This window comes from Parabacteroides sp. APC149_11_2_Y6 (assembly GCF_054506995.1).
The window spans coordinates 4,179,998-4,200,719 of record NZ_CP173709.1; the positions used below are offsets into that span (position 1 = coordinate 4,179,998).

17 protein-coding genes are annotated in these 20,722 nt (G+C 40.2%); 6 read left to right on the forward strand and 11 right to left on the reverse strand.

Annotation, left to right across the window (positions count from 1 at the left end; all coding sequences use genetic code 11):
- Positions 1 to 84: 84 nt before the first annotated feature.
- The gene (locus ACGE0T_RS17430) at positions 85 to 1,515 is read left to right on the forward strand and encodes a carbon starvation CstA family protein (RefSeq protein WP_459187851.1); all 1,431 of its coding nucleotides are present in this window, start codon (positions 85 to 87) and stop codon (positions 1,513 to 1,515) included.
- Between the two features lie 62 nt (positions 1,516 to 1,577).
- Here the strand turns inward: ACGE0T_RS17430 and rprY are convergent, their stop codons facing one another.
- Both rprY and ACGE0T_RS17440 read right to left on the reverse strand, forming a co-directional pair.
- Complete coding sequence (gene rprY, locus ACGE0T_RS17435; protein ID WP_304379361.1) at positions 1,578 to 2,309, reverse strand: response regulator transcription factor RprY; 732 nt, start codon at positions 2,307 to 2,309, stop codon at positions 1,578 to 1,580.
- 2 nt (positions 2,310 to 2,311) lie between these two features.
- Positions 2,312 to 3,856, reverse strand: coding sequence for a sensor histidine kinase (locus ACGE0T_RS17440; protein WP_459187852.1), 1,545 nt, complete (start codon positions 3,854 to 3,856; stop codon positions 2,312 to 2,314).
- Positions 3,857 to 4,167: 311 nt separating this feature from the next.
- Between ACGE0T_RS17440 and ACGE0T_RS17445 the strand changes: the two genes are divergently transcribed.
- Positions 4,168 to 4,992 carry a 1-acyl-sn-glycerol-3-phosphate acyltransferase gene (locus ACGE0T_RS17445; RefSeq protein WP_459187853.1) on the forward strand — a complete coding sequence of 275 codons (825 nt, stop codon included), beginning with the start codon at positions 4,168 to 4,170 and terminating at the stop codon, positions 4,990 to 4,992.
- A 17-nt stretch (positions 4,993 to 5,009) separates the two neighbouring features.
- A complete protein-coding gene (locus ACGE0T_RS17450) occupies positions 5,010 to 5,975 on the forward strand; it encodes a GNAT family N-acetyltransferase (protein WP_459187854.1) in 966 nt (321 codons plus the stop codon).
- A gap of 5 nt (positions 5,976 to 5,980) precedes the next feature.
- On the opposite strand, the gene ACGE0T_RS17455 is transcribed toward ACGE0T_RS17450, so the two are convergent.
- Together ACGE0T_RS17455 and gpmI are read right to left on the reverse strand one after the other, a co-directional pair.
- A complete protein-coding gene (locus ACGE0T_RS17455) occupies positions 5,981 to 6,562 on the reverse strand; it encodes a DUF3109 family protein (RefSeq protein ID WP_459187855.1) in 582 nt (193 codons plus the stop codon).
- Positions 6,563 to 6,657: 95 nt separating this feature from the next.
- On the reverse strand, positions 6,658 to 8,181 hold the full coding sequence (gpmI, locus tag ACGE0T_RS17460; protein WP_459187856.1) for a 2,3-bisphosphoglycerate-independent phosphoglycerate mutase: 1,524 nt from the start codon (positions 8,179 to 8,181) through the stop codon (positions 6,658 to 6,660).
- A 98-nt stretch (positions 8,182 to 8,279) separates the two neighbouring features.
- On the opposite strand from gpmI, the gene ACGE0T_RS17465 reads away from it, so the two are divergent.
- Entirely contained in the window at positions 8,280 to 8,978 is a 699-nt protein-coding gene (locus ACGE0T_RS17465; protein WP_459187857.1) for a M48 family metallopeptidase, read from the forward strand.
- A 23-nt stretch (positions 8,979 to 9,001) separates the two neighbouring features.
- On the opposite strand, the gene ACGE0T_RS17470 is transcribed toward ACGE0T_RS17465, so the two are convergent.
- The 6 genes from ACGE0T_RS17470 to ACGE0T_RS17495 form a co-directional block, all read right to left on the reverse strand.
- Positions 9,002 to 9,886: an SMP-30/gluconolactonase/LRE family protein gene (locus ACGE0T_RS17470; protein ID WP_459187858.1), complete on the reverse strand. Its 885-nt coding sequence runs from the start codon at positions 9,884 to 9,886 to the stop codon at positions 9,002 to 9,004.
- Between the two features lie 13 nt (positions 9,887 to 9,899).
- Positions 9,900 to 11,354 (reverse strand): TrkH family potassium uptake protein, encoded by a 1,455-nt coding sequence (locus ACGE0T_RS17475; protein WP_459187859.1) that lies wholly within the window; start codon positions 11,352 to 11,354, stop codon positions 9,900 to 9,902.
- Between the two features lie 4 nt (positions 11,355 to 11,358).
- Positions 11,359 to 12,696, reverse strand: coding sequence for a Trk system potassium transporter TrkA (gene trkA / locus ACGE0T_RS17480; RefSeq protein WP_459187860.1), 1,338 nt, complete (start codon positions 12,694 to 12,696; stop codon positions 11,359 to 11,361).
- A gap of 32 nt (positions 12,697 to 12,728) precedes the next feature.
- Entirely contained in the window at positions 12,729 to 14,648 is a 1,920-nt protein-coding gene (dxs, locus tag ACGE0T_RS17485) for a 1-deoxy-D-xylulose-5-phosphate synthase (RefSeq protein ID WP_459187861.1), read from the reverse strand.
- 152 nt (positions 14,649 to 14,800) lie between these two features.
- The gene (locus ACGE0T_RS17490; protein WP_459187862.1) at positions 14,801 to 16,255 is read right to left on the reverse strand and encodes an aminoacyl-histidine dipeptidase; all 1,455 of its coding nucleotides are present in this window, start codon (positions 16,253 to 16,255) and stop codon (positions 14,801 to 14,803) included.
- Between the two features lie 117 nt (positions 16,256 to 16,372).
- On the reverse strand, positions 16,373 to 17,386 hold the full coding sequence (locus ACGE0T_RS17495) for a lysylphosphatidylglycerol synthase transmembrane domain-containing protein (RefSeq protein ID WP_459187863.1): 1,014 nt from the start codon (positions 17,384 to 17,386) through the stop codon (positions 16,373 to 16,375).
- 94 nt (positions 17,387 to 17,480) lie between these two features.
- Between ACGE0T_RS17495 and rsmA the strand changes: the two genes are divergently transcribed.
- Positions 17,481 to 18,272, forward strand: a complete 792-nt coding sequence (gene rsmA / locus ACGE0T_RS17500) for a 16S rRNA (adenine(1518)-N(6)/adenine(1519)-N(6))-dimethyltransferase RsmA (RefSeq protein WP_459187864.1) — start codon at positions 17,481 to 17,483, stop codon at positions 18,270 to 18,272.
- Position 18,273: 1 nt separating this feature from the next.
- Here rsmA and ACGE0T_RS17505 read toward each other — a convergent pair whose 3' ends face one another.
- Positions 18,274 to 18,981, reverse strand: a complete 708-nt coding sequence (locus tag ACGE0T_RS17505; RefSeq protein ID WP_459187865.1) for an acetolactate decarboxylase — start codon at positions 18,979 to 18,981, stop codon at positions 18,274 to 18,276.
- A 186-nt stretch (positions 18,982 to 19,167) separates the two neighbouring features.
- Here ACGE0T_RS17505 and mgtE point away from each other — a divergent pair, with 186 nt between their 5' ends.
- Positions 19,168 to 20,514: a magnesium transporter gene (gene mgtE / locus ACGE0T_RS17510; RefSeq protein WP_459187866.1), complete on the forward strand. Its 1,347-nt coding sequence runs from the start codon at positions 19,168 to 19,170 to the stop codon at positions 20,512 to 20,514.
- The last annotated feature ends 208 nt before the right edge of the window (positions 20,515 to 20,722 follow it).

Below are 20,722 nucleotides of genomic sequence, written 5' to 3' on the forward strand. Positions count from 1 at the left end.
AAGAGAATTGATTCAGCCGACTAAACAAAAGCTAATCAATTCTCTTTTTTATTTTATACTGATAGAATCTAATATTTTTATAACATGATTACATTTGTTTGTTGCCTTATTACCCTTATCGCAGGTTATTTTATATATGGGAAATTTATAGAACGTATTTTTGGCATAGACCCGGCAAGAAAAACACCGGCATATACACTACAGGATGGGGTTGATTATCTTCCGATGCCATCCTGGAAAGCTTTCATGATACAATTTTTGAATATTGCAGGTTTAGGGCCCATATTTGGAGCTATCATGGGGGCAAAATTTGGAACAGCGTCATTTCTATGGATCGTACTTGGAAGTATCTTCGCTGGAGCAGTACACGATTATCTGGCAGGAATGCTTTCTTTACGCCACAATGGAGAGAGTCTGCCTGAAATCATCGGTCGTTACCTCGGACATAATTTCAAGCAGTTCATGCGTGGCTTCACTGTAATCCTGATGGTTTTGGTGGGTGCAGTATTCGTTGCCGGCCCTGCAGGATTATTAGCAAAGTTGACCCCGGAACATTTGAATACGACTTTCTGGATTATTGTAGTATTCATCTATTACATTTTGGCTGCATTGTTGCCAATAGATAAAATCATAGGAAAAATCTATCCAATATTTGCCATAGCCCTGTTATTCATGGCGGTAGGGATATTGGTTATGTTATTCATAAACCATCCCCCATTACCGGAAATAACAGATGGTATGCCTAACACCAACCCGGATGGACTACCGATATTCCCGATTATGTTTGTAAGTATCGCTTGTGGGGCTATTTCCGGATTTCATGCAACCCAAAGCCCTTTGATGGCACGTTGTATCGTAAACGAAAAATACGGTCGTCCTATTTTCTTCGGATCCATGATTACAGAAGGAATTGTGGCCTTAATCTGGGCCGCTGCAGCCACTTATTTCTATCATAACAATGGAATGGGAGAAAACAATGCAGCCGTAGTTGTGGACAGTATCACAAAAGAATGGCTGGGAACAGTAGGTAGTGTACTTGCTATATTAGGAGTTATTGCAGCGCCTATCACCTCAGGAGATACGGCATTTCGCTCTGCCCGTCTGATTGTTGCAGACTTCCTGCATATGGAACAACGCAGTATTCCAAAACGTCTGCTCATTTGTATCCCTTTATTTCTGGTAGCCATTGCCCTGCTACTCTACAGCTTGAATGACAAAGAAGGATTCGAAATGATATGGAGATATTTTGCTTGGTGTAACCAGACATTGGCTGTATTCACTCTTTGGGCACTTACCGTATATCTGGCTCGTTCAAAGAAAATATACATCATCACTCTCATTCCGGCATTATTTATGACAGCAGTTTGTTCCACTTACATATTTATTGCACCCGAAGGTTTGAACATGGATGCAACTCTCTCGCAAATAATCGGATGTTGTATTACGGCATTCACCTTTATCCTCTTTATTATCTGGAAAAGAAAAGTTTCAAAACTCACCGAGGTTAAAGAATAGAAAGGCAAAGCGGGTATGCCCCAAGGACACACCCGCTTTCTTTTTCTAACAGATTCTATATTTTAAAGAACCTGTATACCTTCTTCACGAGCTGCTTCTTCTCCGGAAGGAGTAATCAGTTTGTAACCCTTACCGTGGATGTTGATGATTTCAATTCCCGGATCATCTTTCAACAGTTTACGCAGTTTCGTGATATATACGTCCATACTACGTGCATTGAAATAGTTGTCGTCTACCCAGATAGTCTTCAACGCATAATTACGTTCCAGTATCTCATTTGCATGAGCACACAACAAGCTCAGAAGTTCACATTCTTTTGTTGTCAGCTTAGTTACCTTATCACCGATAGCCAAAGTCTGTTTCTGAGTATCGAACAAGAAGTTTCCAAGTTTATAGAATGGTATATCTTTCATTTTCTTGCCTTTCACACGGCGAAGGATTGCTTCGATACGGAGCAACAATTCTTCCATGCTGAATGGTTTTGTCAGATAGTCGTCTGCACCAATCTTGAATCCTTCCAGAATATCTTCCTTCATAGTCTTAGCTGTAAGGAAGATGATAGGAATATCAGGATTGATTGAGCGGATTTCCTGTGCCAACGTAAAACCGTCTTTTTTCGGCATCATTACGTCTAATACACAAAGATCATATTTGCCTTTGGTGAAACCTTTATAACCGGCTTCTCCATCAGAAAAGAGGTCTGTTACATAACCTTTAGCCTGAAGGTATTCTCTCAACAACATACCCAGGTTTTCGTCGTCTTCACAAAAGAAGATTTTCAATTTTTCTTCCATAACTAACTTTTTATAAGAGGTAAAGTAATAATAAATTTTGTTCCTACATTTCCGGCACCACTTTCAGCACGTATCGTGCCTTTATGGTCCTCTACTATTTTACGGACATAAGCAAGTCCGAGGCCGAACCCTTTTACATCGTGTACATTTCCCGTCGGTACGCGGAAGAAACGATCGAATACTTTCTTCTGATATTCCTTCTTGATACCGATACCATTATCTTCGATTGATATCAATAATTTGCCACTTTCATTCCATGTGCGACACATCAGTGTGAGCGGTACTTCCGGACGGCGGTACTTGACTGCATTATCCAGCAGGTTGAACAATACGTTCGTGAGGTGCATTTCGTCGACATAAATGTCTGAGTTTTCAGCCAGCAGGTCTATATCGATTGTTCCGTCATACTTCTCTACTTTTAACGCAAAAGTATTGGCTACACTTGCCAGCAAATCGTTTGCATCCACTTCTTTTAGTTTCAGCGCAGCTTTCTGACGTTCAAACAATGACATCTGCAAAACCTTTTCCACCAGGAACCCCAATCGCTTGGTTTCATCATTTATCACCCCAGAGATATGCTTGAACACTTGTGGACTCTTGGTAATGTCGGAGTCTTTCAGCATCTGTGCAGCCAAGGAGATGGTTGAAACCGGTGTTTTCAGTTCATGTGTCATATTATTGATAAAATCATTTTTCATTTCTGATAATTTCTTCTGGCGGAATACGATGAATATGGTAAATACAAATGTTACCAACAGTATCAGCGAGAAGAGTATAGACGGTACGATAAATGTTACAGAACTTGAAATATAATCACCCTTCGTCGGGAAATACACCTTCAGTATATTTTGCTTGGAAGGAGGATCATTTGGAAACAGTACCTGTGCAGTCACATCTGATACAGGAGGAATATCTCCACTCTGATATACTACCTTGCCGTCTTTGTTAATAACAGAAAAAATAAACGGCAAGTTCAATGCGTTGTTAATAAATTCTGATTTTAAGTAATTATTCAGCTTTTTAAAATCTATACGTTCCTCTATTGGCCGGAGGTTTCCCGTATATAGAATGCTCAGGATAACTTCGTCAATTAATCCTTTCTGGTATTGATAGCGCCGCCGCAACGTTTTCTGTAAATCTTTGGAAGTACTTATAATACTATTAGCCGCGCCTTTCTTATTCAATGATGATAACGGCTCGATCCGCTGGGATGAAATATTCCCATGAAGTTCTATATGCTGGACGTTTCCATTGGAATCCCTGAACTGATATTTACTATATTGTTCCCGGGTTATGATTTGGCTGATATTGTTCTGGTATAAATAATCATTTGCCTCATCCCTGCTCAAATCCTCTTCCAGATATTTTTTTGTTTCATCCAGTTCCAGGTTTTTAGATACCTGGTGAACGCATCGTTTGACGGTTTCGTTAAACTGTTCGCTACTTTTTTTGAGTATGATACTTACATATTTTACTTGTAAAAAGAGTAAACCGGCGAAGGCAAAGGCCATCACCACTGCAAGCAACCAAATTGTAGACTTCCTCATATATTTAAATCTCTCTTTTTAACAGAACAAATAACGCGTGTTTTAGTTTAATATTTACACAAAAAAGGTAAAAACAAGAACCCGTTTGTGTTAAAAGAGGTTTAGATAAAATTAACCTACACCACTTATCTATTTTTAAATTAGCCAATTAAATACTATTTTAAGGCATACACGCCATAATACAACCGCTCTACAACTATAAAAAACATATTCCAGTAATAATTTGTTCTGCCGGATATTTAAAAACCATTCCAGAAAGTATTTACTTTTAATTATTAACTATATCTTTGCCGGATATAAGAGTTAAATGAATGAAGGAAGATGGTATAACACGGATCGACATCAAACAGGTTTTGGAACAGAAGGCTCCTTCAGCGTCTAAAAAGATTCCAAAATTCATTGTTGATTATCTGATTCGCATTGTCCACCAGGATGAATTAAATGATATTCTTACACGTTACCATGACAAAGACGGGGTAGCATTCATGCAAGAGCTGATCAACTATTTTGATCTTACCCTTGAGCTTGTAAACGAAGAAAATATTCCTGTAGATGGACGATTCATATTTGCATCCAACCATCCACTGGGCGGTTTGGACGGAATATGCCTGTCTGCCGTGATCGGAAAACGTTTCGGAGGAAATATCCGTTACCTCGTAAATGATTTACTCCTGTATATCACCAATCTGAAATCCATATTCGTTCCTATCAACAAGCATGGCTCACAGGGAAAGCGAAACGCCCAGTTAATTGATGACGCTTATGCTTCCGACAATCAAATCATCACTTTTCCGGCAGGACTTTGTTCCCGCAAAATAAAAGGAAAGATACAAGATACGGAATGGAAAAAATCGTTTATACAAAAAGCTGTTGAATACAAACGGGACATTGTACCTGTTTATTTCGACGGACATAATTCCAATTTCTTTTACCGGCTCGCCAATATACGCAAAGCTTTAGGTATAAAGATGAATTATGAAATGATTTACCTTCCGGATGAAATGTTCCGTTGCAAACACCAAACATTCCATATCTACTTCGGAAAACCCATATCCTGGGAAACATTCGACAGCAGCAAGAAACCGGCGGAATGGGCGGAATGGATGAAAGAGATCGTTTATAACCTAAAGAAGTAAAGATTTTATTATATTATATGCAAGACATTATCAAACCGATTGACCGTGCAATACTGAAAGCTGAACTGACAAAAGAGAAAAGGCTCAGGAGTACCAACAAATCAAATAATGAAATTTATATCACAACAGCAGATGATTCACCTAATGTTATGCAGGAAATCGGACGCCTACGTGAGATTGCCTTCCGCTATTACGGAGGTGGTACTGGCAAAGCCGTCGATATTGATGAGTTCGATACCATGGAAGGTGCTTATCGCCAACTGATAGTATGGAGTCCTGAAGAAGAACAGATATTGGGCGGATACCGTTTCCTTTGTGGTTCGGACGTAAAGTTTGACGAGAACGGGAAGCCAGTACTTGCCACTTCCCACCTGTTTAACTTTTCAGAGAAATTTAATAAAGAATATCTTCCATATACGGTTGAATTAGGCCGTTCCTTCGTTACACTCGAATACCAGTCTACCCGTGGTGGTTCCAAAGGTTTGTTCGTACTGGATAATTTATGGGACGGACTCGGAGCTTTGTCGGTAGTAGACCCTACTTTGAAATATTATTTCGGCAAGGTAACCATGTACAACACCTACAATCCCGAAGCCCGCAATATGATTCTATATTTTCTCGGACTGCATTTCCCGGACCCGGAAAAGTTAATTACTCCGATTCATCCGCTCAAAACAGATACGAACATAGAAAAAATGGAAAAATTGTTCAAATACGATAATTTTAAAGACAACTATAAAGTATTGAACCAGGAAGTCCGGAAATTCGGTTTCAACGTTCCTCCATTGGTAAATGCTTATATGAGCCTGTCACCGAAAATGCGTGTATTCGGGACTGCCATTAATCATGAGTTCGGCGAAGTGGAAGAAACCGGTATCTTGATTAATATCGACGATATACTGGAAGAAAAGAAAAAAAGGCATATTGAAACCTACCTGAAAGAGGAAGGACAATCTGCCGAACTTATACGAAAAACAGAATAACTTTTTTATTTGTTATTCTGTTTTTCCCATTCTATGGCAACCTCTTCGAGGCTGTCATACCAATCTGCACCAAATCGCCTGATTAACGGTTCTTTCAAATACTTATAAACAGGCATTCCTACTTTTTTACCTAACACTTCCGCAGCTTTGCATATCTCCCAGCGGTGGTAATTTACAGCACTAAATGTATCATATTCAGTCACACGGATCGGATAAAGATGGCAGGATACAGGCTTATAAAAAGACAGTTTGCCAGCACGGTAAGCTTTCTCTACCGCACATTTACAAGTTCCGTCCGCATCATAGCAAGTAAAGACGCAATCTTTGTTATTAACGATAGAAGTCACCAAATCTCCCTCTACATCGATATAAGAAACGCCTTGTTTATCGATAATATCCTGCGCTTCCGGAGAAAGATCATCCCAAATAACAGGCAATGCTTTTTCCAGTTCTGCAACCTCTTCTTCCAATAAAGGAGCGCCGGAATCACCTTCTACGCAACAAATCCCCTTGCAATGGGACAGATCACATATGAATTTACTTTCCAACACATCGAGGCTGACTAACGTATCATCTATTTGTATCATCTATAGAACTATGAACTTATTTTGGATATAAGAAAATCCCCTCCTGAAAAACGTATAAAAACGAATTTCAAGAGGGGAATATATTTTCAAAAGAATTATTTAATCAAATTGCGTCCGGTCATTTCTTTCGGTTGTTCCAGCCCCATGATATGAAGGATAGAAGGAGCAACGTCTGCAAGAATACCGTTTTCAACTTTTGCATCCTTGTTTTCTGTTACATATACAAAAGGAACAGGATTCAAAGAGTGAGCTGTATTCGGAGTTCCGTCTTCATTCAAAGCATGGTCGGCATTACCGTGGTCGGCAATGATAATTACCTCATAACCGTTTGCTTTTGCAGCTTCCACTGTATCGTGCAGGCAAGCGTCAACAGCAACAACCGCTTTTTCTATGGCTTCATAGATACCGGTATGACCTACCATATCACCATTTGCATAGTTACAAACGATAAAGTCATATTTCTGTGTATTGATAGCCTCAACCAGTTTATCTTTTACTTCGTAAGCACTCATTTCCGGCTTCAGGTCATAAGTAGCGACTTTAGGAGAAGGAACCAGGATACGTTCTTCTTCGGCATACGGAGCTTCACGTCCGCCGTTAAAGAAGAATGTCACATGTGCATACTTTTCTGTTTCAGCAATATGCAACTGTGTTTTGCCTTTTGAAGCAACATATTCACCTAATGTATTTTCTACATTTTCCTTGTCAAACAGGATGTATACACCTTTAAAATTAGCATCATACGGAGTCATACAGAAATACTGCAAACCTGGAATTGTTACCATTTCTACTTCCGGCATATCCTGCTGTGTCAGAACAACCGTAAGTTCTTTTGCACGGTCGTTACGATAGTTGAAGAAAATAACAACATCACCTTCTTCGATAGTTGCAACCGGCTTGCCGTTTTCCACATGTACAATCGGTTTGATGAATTCGTCGGTTATACCTTCAGCATAAGATTCTTCCATGGCTTTTACCATGCATTCAGCTTCTTTACCTTTACCATTTACCAGCAGGTCGTAAGCTTCTTTTACGCGTTCCCAACGTTTGTCACGGTCCATAGCATAATAACGCCCGATGATAGAAGCAATCTTTCCGCCTGTAGTCTTCAGGTGTTCGGAGAGTTGCTCTATAAAACCTTTACCGCTCTTTGGGTCGGTATCACGACCATCCATAAAGCAGTGAACGTATGCTTTGTCTATTCCGTATTCTTTCGCGATATCTGTCAGTTTGAACAGGTGTTCTAACGAGCTATGTACACCACCATCAGAAACAAGTCCCATGAAATGAATCTGCTTGCCATTTTCTTTCGCATAGCTATAAGCACGTTTGATTTCCGGGTTTTCCATAATAGAGTTATTACGACAAGCGAGGTTGATCTTTACCAAATCCTGGTAAACCACGCGTCCGGCACCAATATTCAAGTGACCTACTTCCGAATTACCCATCTGTCCGTCAGGCAAACCAACATTTTCACCTGAAGCCTGAAGTTGAGAGTTCGGATAGTTTTTCAATAATTCATCCCAATAAGGAGTAGGAGTGTTATAAATTACATCGTCTTTTCCGCGGTCGCCAATTCCCCAGCCGTCGCAAATCAGTAATAGCGCTTTCTTGCTCATGATTCTATTGTTTAATAATTAATTCCCTAAATCGGGTGCAAAGATAAGTAATTCTACTGTATATTCTTTGTTCATAAAGTATTACTTTTGCAAACGATATGGAAAAGAAGATACACGATAATGATTTAGGAACCATCCTCCTCCGTATTAGCCCACGGGCAACCCGCTATACGCTGAAAATATCCAAAGGGGTCATTACTGCGACAATGCCTGTTAATGGAGACGAGACGCGTATGCTTGCCTTTATCCGGGAAAATAAGAATAAATTGAAAGTTGCGTTAGCCAAACATCCGGCACATCCTTTGCTGACAGATAAGACAGAAATGCAGACTGCAAGTTTCAGCATCCACATATTCTGCTCCGACCGGACGAATTTTTACATGACATTGGATAAAGAAATTTTGCATATAGCCTGTCCTGCACAAACAGATTTTACAGATGAAAGAGTTCAGAATTTATTGAAAAGTTTTTTAGAGAAAGCACTCCGCCACGAGGCTGTCAGATTATTGCCTCAGCGATTGATGCAACTTGCTTCCCTGCATAAATTTACCTGCACAGGAATAAAAATATTCAACAGTAAAACTCATTGGGGCAGTTGTACTCCGCGGAAAAGTATCAACCTGTCCCTTTCGCTGATGCTTCTTCCCTGGCATCTGATCGATTACGTTCTTTTACATGAACTTTGCCATACGGTAGAAATGAATCATAGCGACCGTTTCTGGAAACTAATGGATGAGGTTACAAATAATAAATCCAAAGCTTTGCGGAAAGAGTTGAAAGGTTATCATATGTTTTAATAACCATCCGCTATACTAACAGCTTATTTCCTTCCCGGATATTCCGAACGGAAGGTTTCAAAACATCCCCGGTCTTGCAAGGTAATATAACAAGTCTTATTATCCGGACCTCCAAAAGTAATATTTGAAGGTTGTTTACCTTTCAGTTGAATTTCACGTAGTAGCTTGCCTTTGGGATTCAGCAGAACGACGGTTCCTTTATCATAACGGCAGAGGTAGATATTTCCTTTTATATCACAACACATACCGTCCATGCCATACCCCTCAAAAGTATGTATCAGCCGCTTATTTTTTAATGTTCCATTCGGCTGAATATCATATGCCCAAACTTTCAACTGGGCGGATTCATTCACATAAAGCATTTTGCCATCAGGACTTACCTCTATCCCATTTGTTGTTCCCATATTACCTTCCAGCAAGGAGACTTTACCATTGGGGTTAACCAACCAAAGCTGACCTTTTTTATTCTTCCAGTCCGGGTCACTGGCATACAAATTTCCATTGGGAGCAAGAACCATATCATTTGGCTGGTTCATTTTCGGTTCATGGGCATAGATGGATATTGCTTTAGTTTTCATATCTATTTTCAGGATATTATGTCCGGTATAATCAGCTACCAGCATATTTCCTTCTTTATTAAAACAGATACTATTTCCCGTAGAGCCTTCCGGAAGTACCACAAAACAAGCATGTGTTCCATCCGGATGGACAATGCCGATTGTCCCTTCCTTCTCATAATTTACGGCATATAAGTTCCCGGCTTCATCCGTTGCAGGCCCTTCTATTCCAGAAGTAAATGTATGTTCCGGCAATAAATCCGTAGTCTCCGGTTTTGCTATATTCTGAGCAAATCCTGGCAATAAGAAGATACTACCAATAAAGGTTAATAACATCATTTGTGTTTTCATATATGTTTTTGTTTTATTGTTTCCAGAAACCAGGTAAAAGGATGGTAACTACCGTAAATATTTCCAAACGTCCTACCATCATCAACATAGCCAATACCCATTTGGAAAAATCAGGTAATCCGGAGAAATTCCCGACAGGTCCAACACTGCCAAGCCCCGGACCGGTATTACTCACAGCCGACACAGCCGAGCCCACAGCTTCCTCAAAACCCAACCCATCTACCAACAATAATAAACATCCTAATACAATCAGGCTTATATAAATAAAAGCAAAAGACAATACACGGAACACAATCTCTGAAGATAATACATGTTCGTTCACTCTGACGGGCAATACGGCATGCGGATGCGTCCGCTTTTTAAATTCATTCAGCAGATTCTTTGTAAGAATCATAACACGCCCCGTTTTCAATCCCCCACTGGTTGAGCCGGCACAGCCGCAAACGATCATCAAAATAATCGCGATTAACCAAAAGAATGGTCCCCAAGGTATAAAATCGGCTGTAGCAAAACCACATGTAGAAACCAAAGTGGCAACCTGAAAAGAAGCAAAACGAAATGCCGTAAGGAAATCAGGATATATACCTTTCAAAAGCAGATAAACAGTAACTATCAACATCGTGACAACTACAAAAATATAAAACCAACGAGCTTCTTCATCCTTAAACAACTTGCTGAATTTTCCATTGAAAAAGAAATAAAAAAGAGTCATATTGGTAGCCCCGATGCACATAAACACAGTAATCACATAATCTATATAGGCAGAATCCCAATAAGCCACACTCGCATTTTTAGTAGAGTATCCCCCTGTTGCCATAGTGGTCATCGCATGATTCACAGCATCAAAGAAATCCATTGGTCCTACCCAAAGTAAACCAATCAATATTGCAGTAAAAAATAAATAGATACCCCAAAGCCGTTTAGCAACCTGAGCAACACGCGGACGAAAACGCTCATGTGTAATGCCTGGAGTCTCCGCATCAAACATTTGTGCCGCCCCGCCGCCTAAAATAGGTAATAGCGCTACAGTAAAGACGATAATACCAATACCTCCCTGCCACTGAGTCAGACTTCGCCAAAATAATACACCGTGTGGCAGAGCCTCCACATCTGTAAGAATGGTAGAACCGGTTGTCGTAAAACCGGACATTGTTTCAAAAAAAGCATCAGTTATTGTAGGTATATATCCTCCTAAATAGAATGGAAGCATTCCCAATAAGGAACAAAATATCCAAGTAAGAGTGACTACCAACATCCCTTCACGTCTCCCAGCATTATATTCATTTGCACGGAAACCTATTGCATAAAACAAAAGTCCTGTTCCAAACATAATCCCGCAGGATTTCAGTAAAGGAATCAGGTCTTCCCCATTGCTAAGAAACGAAACCACCGTAGCCGCCAACATGAAGAATGTTTCGAGGATAAATATTCCTCCCAGCATTTTCAATATAAAACGAAAATTCAGCATAACTTTAATTAAAGAAGTCTTCTAATTTGCGCATAGCCGTATCCAGGCAGAATACAACTACATGGTCGTATGCCTGTATCTGGGTATCACCTTTAATCATCATTGGAATCCCATCACGGATTAACCCTCCTAATGTCATGTCTTTCGGCAAATGTAAATCTTTCACTTGCTTCCGGGTTATCTTGGAATTCGGACGCGCAACCAACTCAGCCACGTCTGCATTTGCAAAAGTAAGGCATTTCACATTCGAAACATCCGCATCCAACAGAAACTGGTAGATATAACTTGCAGCAATCAGTTTCTTATTAATTACAGAACCGATATCCATACTTTCTCCCAAAGGGATATAATCAATATTTTCTATCTTTGCGATTGTTTTGAATACTCCATAACGTTTTGCAGCCAAGCAAGCCAGTATGTTCGTACTGGAATTTTCCGTCAATGCAATAAAAGCCTGTGCATCCTGAATGCCTTCCTGCATCAACAAATCCGTATCTCGACCGTCACCGTTTATAATCAAAACATTGCTGGGAACTACTTCAGCAATGCGATGACTCTTTTCCTTATTGGTTTCAATAACTTTTACGCGGATATTATTAGGGAGGTACTGACAGGCACGTATGGCAATACGGCTTCCTCCCATAATTATCACTTTTTTTACTTCCGGGTCTTTTTTCCCGGCGTGCATCCGTACATCTTCCACATAATCTTTCGTTGTTGTGAAGAAAACGATATCTCCCGACAAAATCTTATCTGTACCACGCGGTATAACAGTTTCATTTTGTCGCTTGATAGCCACTATATGATATAATTTCTGCTCATTCAACAATTCGGAAAGAAGTTTATCTACCAATCTTGAGTTGTCTCTGACTTTCACACCAATCAGGATAAGAGCACCTCCGAACAATTCCCAATACTGGCGTGCCCACGGACGACGTACTGCCGTCACTATTTCTTTCGCGGCCAGCATTTCCGGGTAAATCATCGAATTAATCCCCATTTTTTCAAACAACTCCTTATTCTTTGGCAGCAAATACTCATAATTATTGATACGGGTAAGCGTCTTGCGGGCCCCTAATTTGGATGCCAGGATACTGGCTGTAACATTTGTAGTCTCTTCTGGTGTCACACTGATAAACAAGTCCGCTTTCCGGATTCCTGCTTCTTCCAAATCACGTATAGATGTAGGGTTACCTACCATTGGTAATACTTCCATACTTGAATTTGTAAAATTCAAACGCTCTTCATTCGGGTCCATCAGGATAATATCCTGTTTCTCTTGTGACAACATTTTTGCTAAATGAGTCCCGACTTCACCTGCTCCGGCTATAATAATTTTCATACTTCAATAACTGACATATACCAAGCGGTTTGTCAATTTTTCTTATTCAATTTTTCATACTCAATTCTCAACAGGCCTGCGATGCTAGAAGCATCGATACCACACAACTTATATTGTTCGTTTACAGAACCGTGTTCAATAAACGAATCCGGAACACCTATCCGTTTTACATGCGTCGTATAATCATTGTCTGCCATAAATTCAAGGACTGCACTTCCCAGGCCTCCTTGTATAACACCATTTTCCACCGTTATGATACGGGAGAACTTCTTAGCGATCTCATGCAAAAGTTCTTCATCTATCGGTTTCAAATAAATCATATCATAATGTGCGACCGAGATACTTTCTCCTTCCAACTCTTTTATCGCTTTTATTACTTCATTTCCAATCGGTCCCAACGAGAGTATTGCCAAGTCATTCCCTTCACGCAGCTTCTTGCCTTTTCCTATCGGTAAAATCTGCATCGGATTACGCCAATCTTTCTTCTCTCCTTTTCCACGCGGATAGCGAATCACAAACGGACCGTCGCACGCTTTATACCCGGTATACATTAAGTTACGCAAGTCCCATTCATTCAATGGGGATGAAATAACCAGATTAGGCACCGGGCGCAAACAAGCTAAATCAAATACGCCATGATGGGTAGCTCCATCCTCCCCTACCAATCCGGCACGGTCGAGACACATCACCATATGAAGTTTCTGAATTGCCACGTCATGAATCACCATATCATAAGCCCGCTGCATAAAAGAGGAATAAATATTACAGAACGGTATCATTCCTTCCTTTGCCAATCCGGCAGAGAATGTCACAGCATGTCCTTCTGCAATACCCACATCAAATGCACGCTGCGGAAAAGCTTTCATCATATAAGTCATGGAACAACCGGTAGGCATAGCAGGAGTAATACCCACAATACGTTCATCCTGTTCTGCCAATTCCACTAAGGTATGTCCGAAAACATCTTGGTAAAGTTGTGGTTCATCCAGTTTATGAACGATGATACGCTCTCCTGTCTCCTTGTTAAACAGTCCTGGAGCATGCCACTCCGTAGCAGATTCTTCCGCAGGTTTAAAGCCTTTTCCTTTTTTCGTTTTAATATGCAACAACTTGGGACCCTGCATATCTTTTATATCATTCAGGACTTTCAGCAAATAATGGATATCATGCCCGTCTATCGGACCGAAATAACGGATACTGAAACCTTCAAACAAATTATGCTGCTGTGTAAGCAATGCTTTCAAGCTATTGTTAAAACGGAGGATATTCTCACGACGGTCATCATTTATCAATTTCATCTTACGCAAACCGCGATACACATCATAACGCATCTTATTGTAAGTCTGACTGGTCGTTATATCCACCAGATACTGGCTCAAACCACCAACCGAATGGTCTATCGCCATATCATTATCATTCAATATGATCAACAGATTATTAGGATTGGCAGAAGCATTGTTCAAACCTTCAAATGCCAGACCTCCTGTCATAGCCCCATCTCCTATAACTGCAATCACATGCCTGTCTTGCTCATTCTTTAGAGCCGAAGCGACCGACATACCCATAGCTGCCGAAATAGAAGTTGATGCATGCCCTGCAATAAAAGCATCAAAAGGGCTTTCGTCCGGATTCGGAAAACCGCTTATTCCTCCATGTTTACGGAGTGTATGAAAAGAGTCTCTTCGCCCGGTCAATATTTTATGTCCGTAGGCCTGATGACCTACATCCCATACAATACGGTCATAAGGAGTATTAAAAACATAATGTAATGCAACTGTTAACTCTACTGTACCCAGGCTCGCACCCAGATGTCCCGGATTTTCGGAAAGTATATCTATTATATATTGACGCAACTCTGCACATACTTCCTCCAACCGTTTAGGATCTAATTTTCTCAGATCCTCCGGATAGTTGATTGAATTTAAGATGTGGTCATCCTTGCATTCCGCCATAATCGCTCTATTTTTTTTGTGGCAAATGTAAAGAAATAACGGGAGATAATATAGTTTTCCGGAGGCATTCTTCAATGGAAGTAGCCCTGCTAACAAAAAACCTCCTGCTTTTTGTTAGCAGGAGGTATGAAATATATATCAACCGTTAATTGTTAAATTCGAGATAAGGCAGCAACGATAAAATCCCAGATATGTTGAACAGACGCGATTCCAACCCGTTCGTCCGGAGAATGCGGATGCTCCAAATCCGGACCGATAGAAATCATATCCATATTCGGATACGTCTCCTGGATAATTCCGCATTCCAAACCGGCATGCATAACTTTTACATCCGGCTTCTTACCATACAGATCCTGCCAGGTTTGTTCCATCACTTTCAGAACCGGAGAATTGATATTGGGCTGCCAGCCGCCATAAGCGCTGCCATATTCGACTTTCGCACCTGCCATCGAGAACACACTCTCCAAGCTTGAGCAAACAGCCTCTTTCCGGCTATCGGAAGAACTTCTCACCAATATCTGGATTTCAATCAATTCATTAGACGATTTTACAATTGCCAGATTAGTAGAAGACTCTACCGTCCCCGGGAAATCAACCAGCATGCTGATGACTCCATTCTGACAGCCTTCTACGGCATTAATCAAATCATCCTGAATTTCTTCAGGAATTAAGGTTGCCGGCATATCCGTCATTTCAGCGACAAAACTGATATTTTCTTCTATGCCTTTGTATTCTTCACGGAATATTTCCTGATAATCAGAAACAAATTCCCACAAAGCCTCCACATTATCACCAGGAATTGTCAATATAGCAAACGCTTCACGCGGAATAGCATTTCGCAACGAACCACCCTCAATAACGGATAAACGTGCACCATAATCACGTACTGCATCTTTCAGGAAACGGAAAATTAATTTATTAGCATTGGCACGTCCCAAATGAATATCTACACCGGAGTGACCGCCCTTCAAACCAGTCAAGCTGATTTTTACCGCTACATCTCCTTCTGGAATATAAGTATCTTCTTTAAATTGCATGGATATATTCAGGTCTGCACCGCCAGCACATCCCACAAATAATTCACCTTCCTTTTCTGAATCACAATTCAATAATATATCACCTTTCAGGAAACCGGCTTTTAAACCAAAAGCGCCATCCATGCCTACTTCTTCATTTATTGTAAATAAAGCTTCCAGTGGTCCGTGTTTCAAATTCTTATCAGCAAGTGCAGCCATAGCAAAAGCGGCACCCATGCCATTATCCGCACCCAAAGTAGTTTCGCGTGCTCTTACCCAGTCGCCATCTATATAAGCATCTATCGGATCTACCAGGAAATCATGTTTAACTGATGAATTTTTCTGAGGTACCATATCCAGATGGGATTGCAAAGTTACAGTCTTACGACCTTCCATCCCTGAAAAAGCCGGCTTACGAATCAAAACGTTTCCCACTTCGTCCTGTAAAGTTTCCAGACCTAAACTTTTTCCAAAATCTACCATAAAACGGGTTACCGCTTCCATATGTCCGGTCGGACGAGGAATTTGTGTCAGGGCATAAAAATATTCCCAAACAGGTTGCGGAGAAAGACTTTTGATTTCTGCTGACATAAATACAATTGTTTTTTACTGATAAGAACAAACTAAAAGCACTAAAAGATGCAAATAATCTGCTTTTACCAATTTGAGTTTGTAATTAGCTATTTATCATTTACGAGGAGAACAAGCTTAATTATTCACTTGTACAGCCTCGCTTTTAGCTCTGTTTTTTAATGATAATGCAACAACCCCGAACAAACCAGTTATTCCCAACCAGATAGTCTGAACAGTATGTACAACCAGAGCAAAAGCCGCCGCATCAACTTCTTTCACTCCAAAATTCACCAATGTCGCTATTACCATGAAATGCCAAGGACCAATACCTGCCTGAACAGGAACTGCCACAGCAATACTACTCATCGTAAAAGTAATCAGCCCTATCGTAATACCCAAGTCACGGGTAAAACCAAATGCATAGAATGTTATATAAAAATAGCAGAAATAACCACACCAAAGTAGCAATGTCTGCAGGATGAACAGTTTCTTCTGCTTTAGCAGCCAGATGCTCTTCATTCCTTCCCACACATTGGTCAATATCGAGCGAGCTTTTTTGACCAACGTAAAGTTACTCATAAATGTGAAAACAAACCAAATTCCAAGGATAAAAATTACAGCAACGACATAAATCCACATAGAATTGAACATCGAATGGAATCCTTCTATCAAAGACGGGTTCTTCGCAAAGAATCCACGAAAGAAATCAAAATTAAAAAGGACGATTGAAACAGTAATCAAACCGACCATAATCGTATCACTCAAACGGTCGACAAATAAGGTTCCCAACAGACGTGTAAAAGATATTTTATCATACCGATGGATCACTCCACACCGCCAAACCTCACCAACACGGGGAAATACCAAGTTTACCGCATAATTACCTAAAACAGCATAAACAGCATCACTTGTTTTTATCTTGTCCCCCAATGAGTTTATCAATAACTTCCAACGTAATCCACGCACAATATTGGCACCCAAACCGAACAATAAAGAAAACAGGATCACATCATAACGCACACCTTTACGAACGACATCCCATATCTCACTAAAGTTCATATTACTGTATAAATACCAGAGAAGAGCACAACCGAAACCAAGAGGAAGGACTATTTTAAGAAACGTACGGAATATTGTATTTAAACTCATTGTGCATGGATTCTTTAAATTATTTGTCGTATTTTTGTACGTCTGCAAAGATAAACATTATATTTAAATACAAACGTATCATACCAAAAAGTGGATGAGATTAGTTAAGCCCAAAAAAGCATTAGGACAGCATTTCCTGAAAGATCTGCAAATAGCAAAACGCATTGCGGATACATTATCCGACTATAAAAACCTTCCCATATTGGAAATAGGTCCGGGAATGGGTGTCCTCACCCAATTCTTACTGGAAGCAAACCATGACTTGACTGTTGTTGAACTCGATCTGGAATCTGTCGCATATCTGGAACAGAACTTTCCTGCATTGGATGGTAAGATTCTTGCCGAAGATTTTCTACGGTTAGACCTCAGCAAATTATTTGCAGGGCAATTTTGCGTTATTGGAAACTATCCTTACAATATTTCCAGCCAAATATTTTTTAAAGTGCTTGATTATAAAGAACATATTCCTTGTTGTTCAGGCATGATACAAAAAGAGGTTGCCGAACGCTTAGCTGCAGGTCCGGGAAGTAAAACATATGGAATCTTAAGTGTACTGCTTCAGGCATGGTACGACATCGAATATCTTTTTACTGTTAGTGAAACGGTATTCAATCCCCCTCCAAAAGTAAAAAGTGCCGTTATACGCATGACACGGAACAACCGGACAGAACTGGGTTGTGACCAGTCTTTATTCAAAACTGTAGTTAAAACATCCTTTAACCAACGTAGAAAAACGCTTCGTAATTCCATGAAACCGATATTGGGAAAAGACTGTCCTGATTACGCTCTGCCTGTCTTTGACAAACGCCCGGAGCAATTATCCGTAGAACAATTTATCGAACTGACTCTCATAACAGAGCGACACCTGAAAACGGCAGATAACTAAATTAATTATTCCATACAAGTTCTATATCATCAAGTACTTGTATGGAAACCATCACACTGTCGGTAGAAAAGGCCAATACATGTCCTCCTTCTTTTCCATTTTCCGATACATAATGGATATGATATCCAGTAGGATTTACAGCTATACAACGAGCTGGAATCCGGTATCCGACCGCTGTACCTTTTAAGTTTTCAGGATGAAAAACAACCTGATCATGCGCAATAATATCATACAGATTCTTATACGGTTTTTCTTGTTTGGGCACGGAACGGGTTGTTAGTGAAGCATATACTCCTTTTATTTCTATGGCCAACAGTTTCGTAGAATCATTTACCAACTCATCTATCTTTTTATAAACAGGCATCTTACCTGTATAAAGAAACATGGTATCCGGTTTAAATTTGCACATCATGGCAAAAGGCAACATTGCAGATGACGGTACTTCTACAACTTCCCCAGAAGAGATAATCCGGTATGCTTTGCCATCTCTTACATACATTTCTCCATCCAGACCATCTACCGTACCTATACCAAAGTCTGCTTTTTCAAACAAATTATTAAGCGGATAGACTCCTTCATATTTTCCGGATGCAAAATAATCAAAACTGGCAACCTGGTACATTTGGCGACTCTGAACATCATTTTCTTCCTTATTTCCGCAAGCCTGCAATAAGAACAGCAGACATAATACAAATACAACATTTCTCATTTGGTCAATTATTAATTTTGCTAGTGTAATCCTTTAAGCCAGTGCTTTATCTTTAGGCAAGGATACGACAAATATAATTAAAAAACAAAATTCATGTAATTATAAAGTGTTTTTTCTGCGTTAGAATTATCTTTGCAATGCAATAATCAGGCAAAAAAATCTAAAATAAACTTATAGGCAGTAAAGATGATTGAACTAACTAAAGAGTATATAGACAACCTGCAAAAATTCATTGCAGAAAAAGATGATGCTCAAATCAAGAGTATTCTCAAAGAACTTTATCCCGCAGATATAGCAGAAGCCTATAAGGAACTCGACTTGCAGGAAGCTATTTACCTTTATCTTCTAATGGACGGGGAAAAAGCGGCAGACGTATTGATGGAACTGGATGAAGAAGACCGTCATAAACTGCTGAAAGAACTTCCCAACGAATTAATTGCCAAACGCTTCGTCGACAATATGGAAACCGACGATGCCGTTGATTTGATGCGCGAGCTGGATGAAGACACCCAAGAAGAAATTCTCTCACATATCGAAGATGTCGAGCAAGCCGGAGACATCGTCGATTTGTTAAAATACGATGAAGACACCGCCGGTGGTTTGATGGGTACTGAGATGATCGTTGTCAACGAGAACTGGAGTATGCCCAAATGTATCGATGAGATGCGTAAACAAGCCGAAGACATGGACGAAATCTATTACGTATATGTCGTAGATGACGATGAACGTCTTCGCGGTGTACTTCCTCTTCAAAAACTGATAACGAATCCTTCCGTTTCAAAAATAAAACATGTAATGAAGAAGGAACCGATTTCAGTCCGCGATAGCGACAGTATTGAAGAGGTTACCCAAACAATCGAGAAATACGACTTGGTTGCACTACCTGTTGTCGATAGCATCGGACGATTGGTTGGTCGGATTACCATCGACGACGTAATGGACGAAGTACGTGAACAACATGAACGCGACTACCAGTTAGCTTCCGGTATCTCACAAGACGTCGAGACTTCCGACAATGTATTCACCCAGACTGCCGCCCGTTTGCCCTGGTTATTAATCGGAATGATTGGAGGACTTGGAAATTCGGTCATACTTGGAAATTTTGAAAGCAGTTTTGCCATGAACCCCAAAATGGCATTATTCATTCCACTTATTGGGGGAACCGGAGGAAATGTCGGAATACAATCTTCCGCTATCATTGTACAAGGCCTTGCCAACAACACACTGAAAGGTGGCAATATAATTCCGCAGATATTAAAGGAATCCGTTGTCTCATTAATTAATGCCAGCATCATCAGTATTGTAGTATTTATCTATAATTTCTTTTTCCTGGGAGACCCCGGCATTACAGCATCTGTATCTTTAAGCCTCTTCGCGGTTGTTATGTTTGCCAGTATATTCGGCACATTAGTACCGATGACACTCGACCGTTTCAAAATAGATCCGGCACTGGCTACCGGTCCGTTTATCACGATCACAAATGATATTATAGGGATGATGATCTACATGTACATAGCCTCTGTACTTGCCTGAAATCATTACTTATTCTGTTTGCTTCTTCCTCGAACAAGTCCCATTTCAAAACAATAAGTCCCATTTGCTCCAAAATGGGACAGGGATACTTGTCTCCTTTTACTGCATCTTTTACATTTGCTCTCACTAACCCTTTTTCACTATATTTTATCAGTTCGACAGATGTCAAAAGTGACCGGTTTTTTCACCATTACCTGTGTCACTTTTG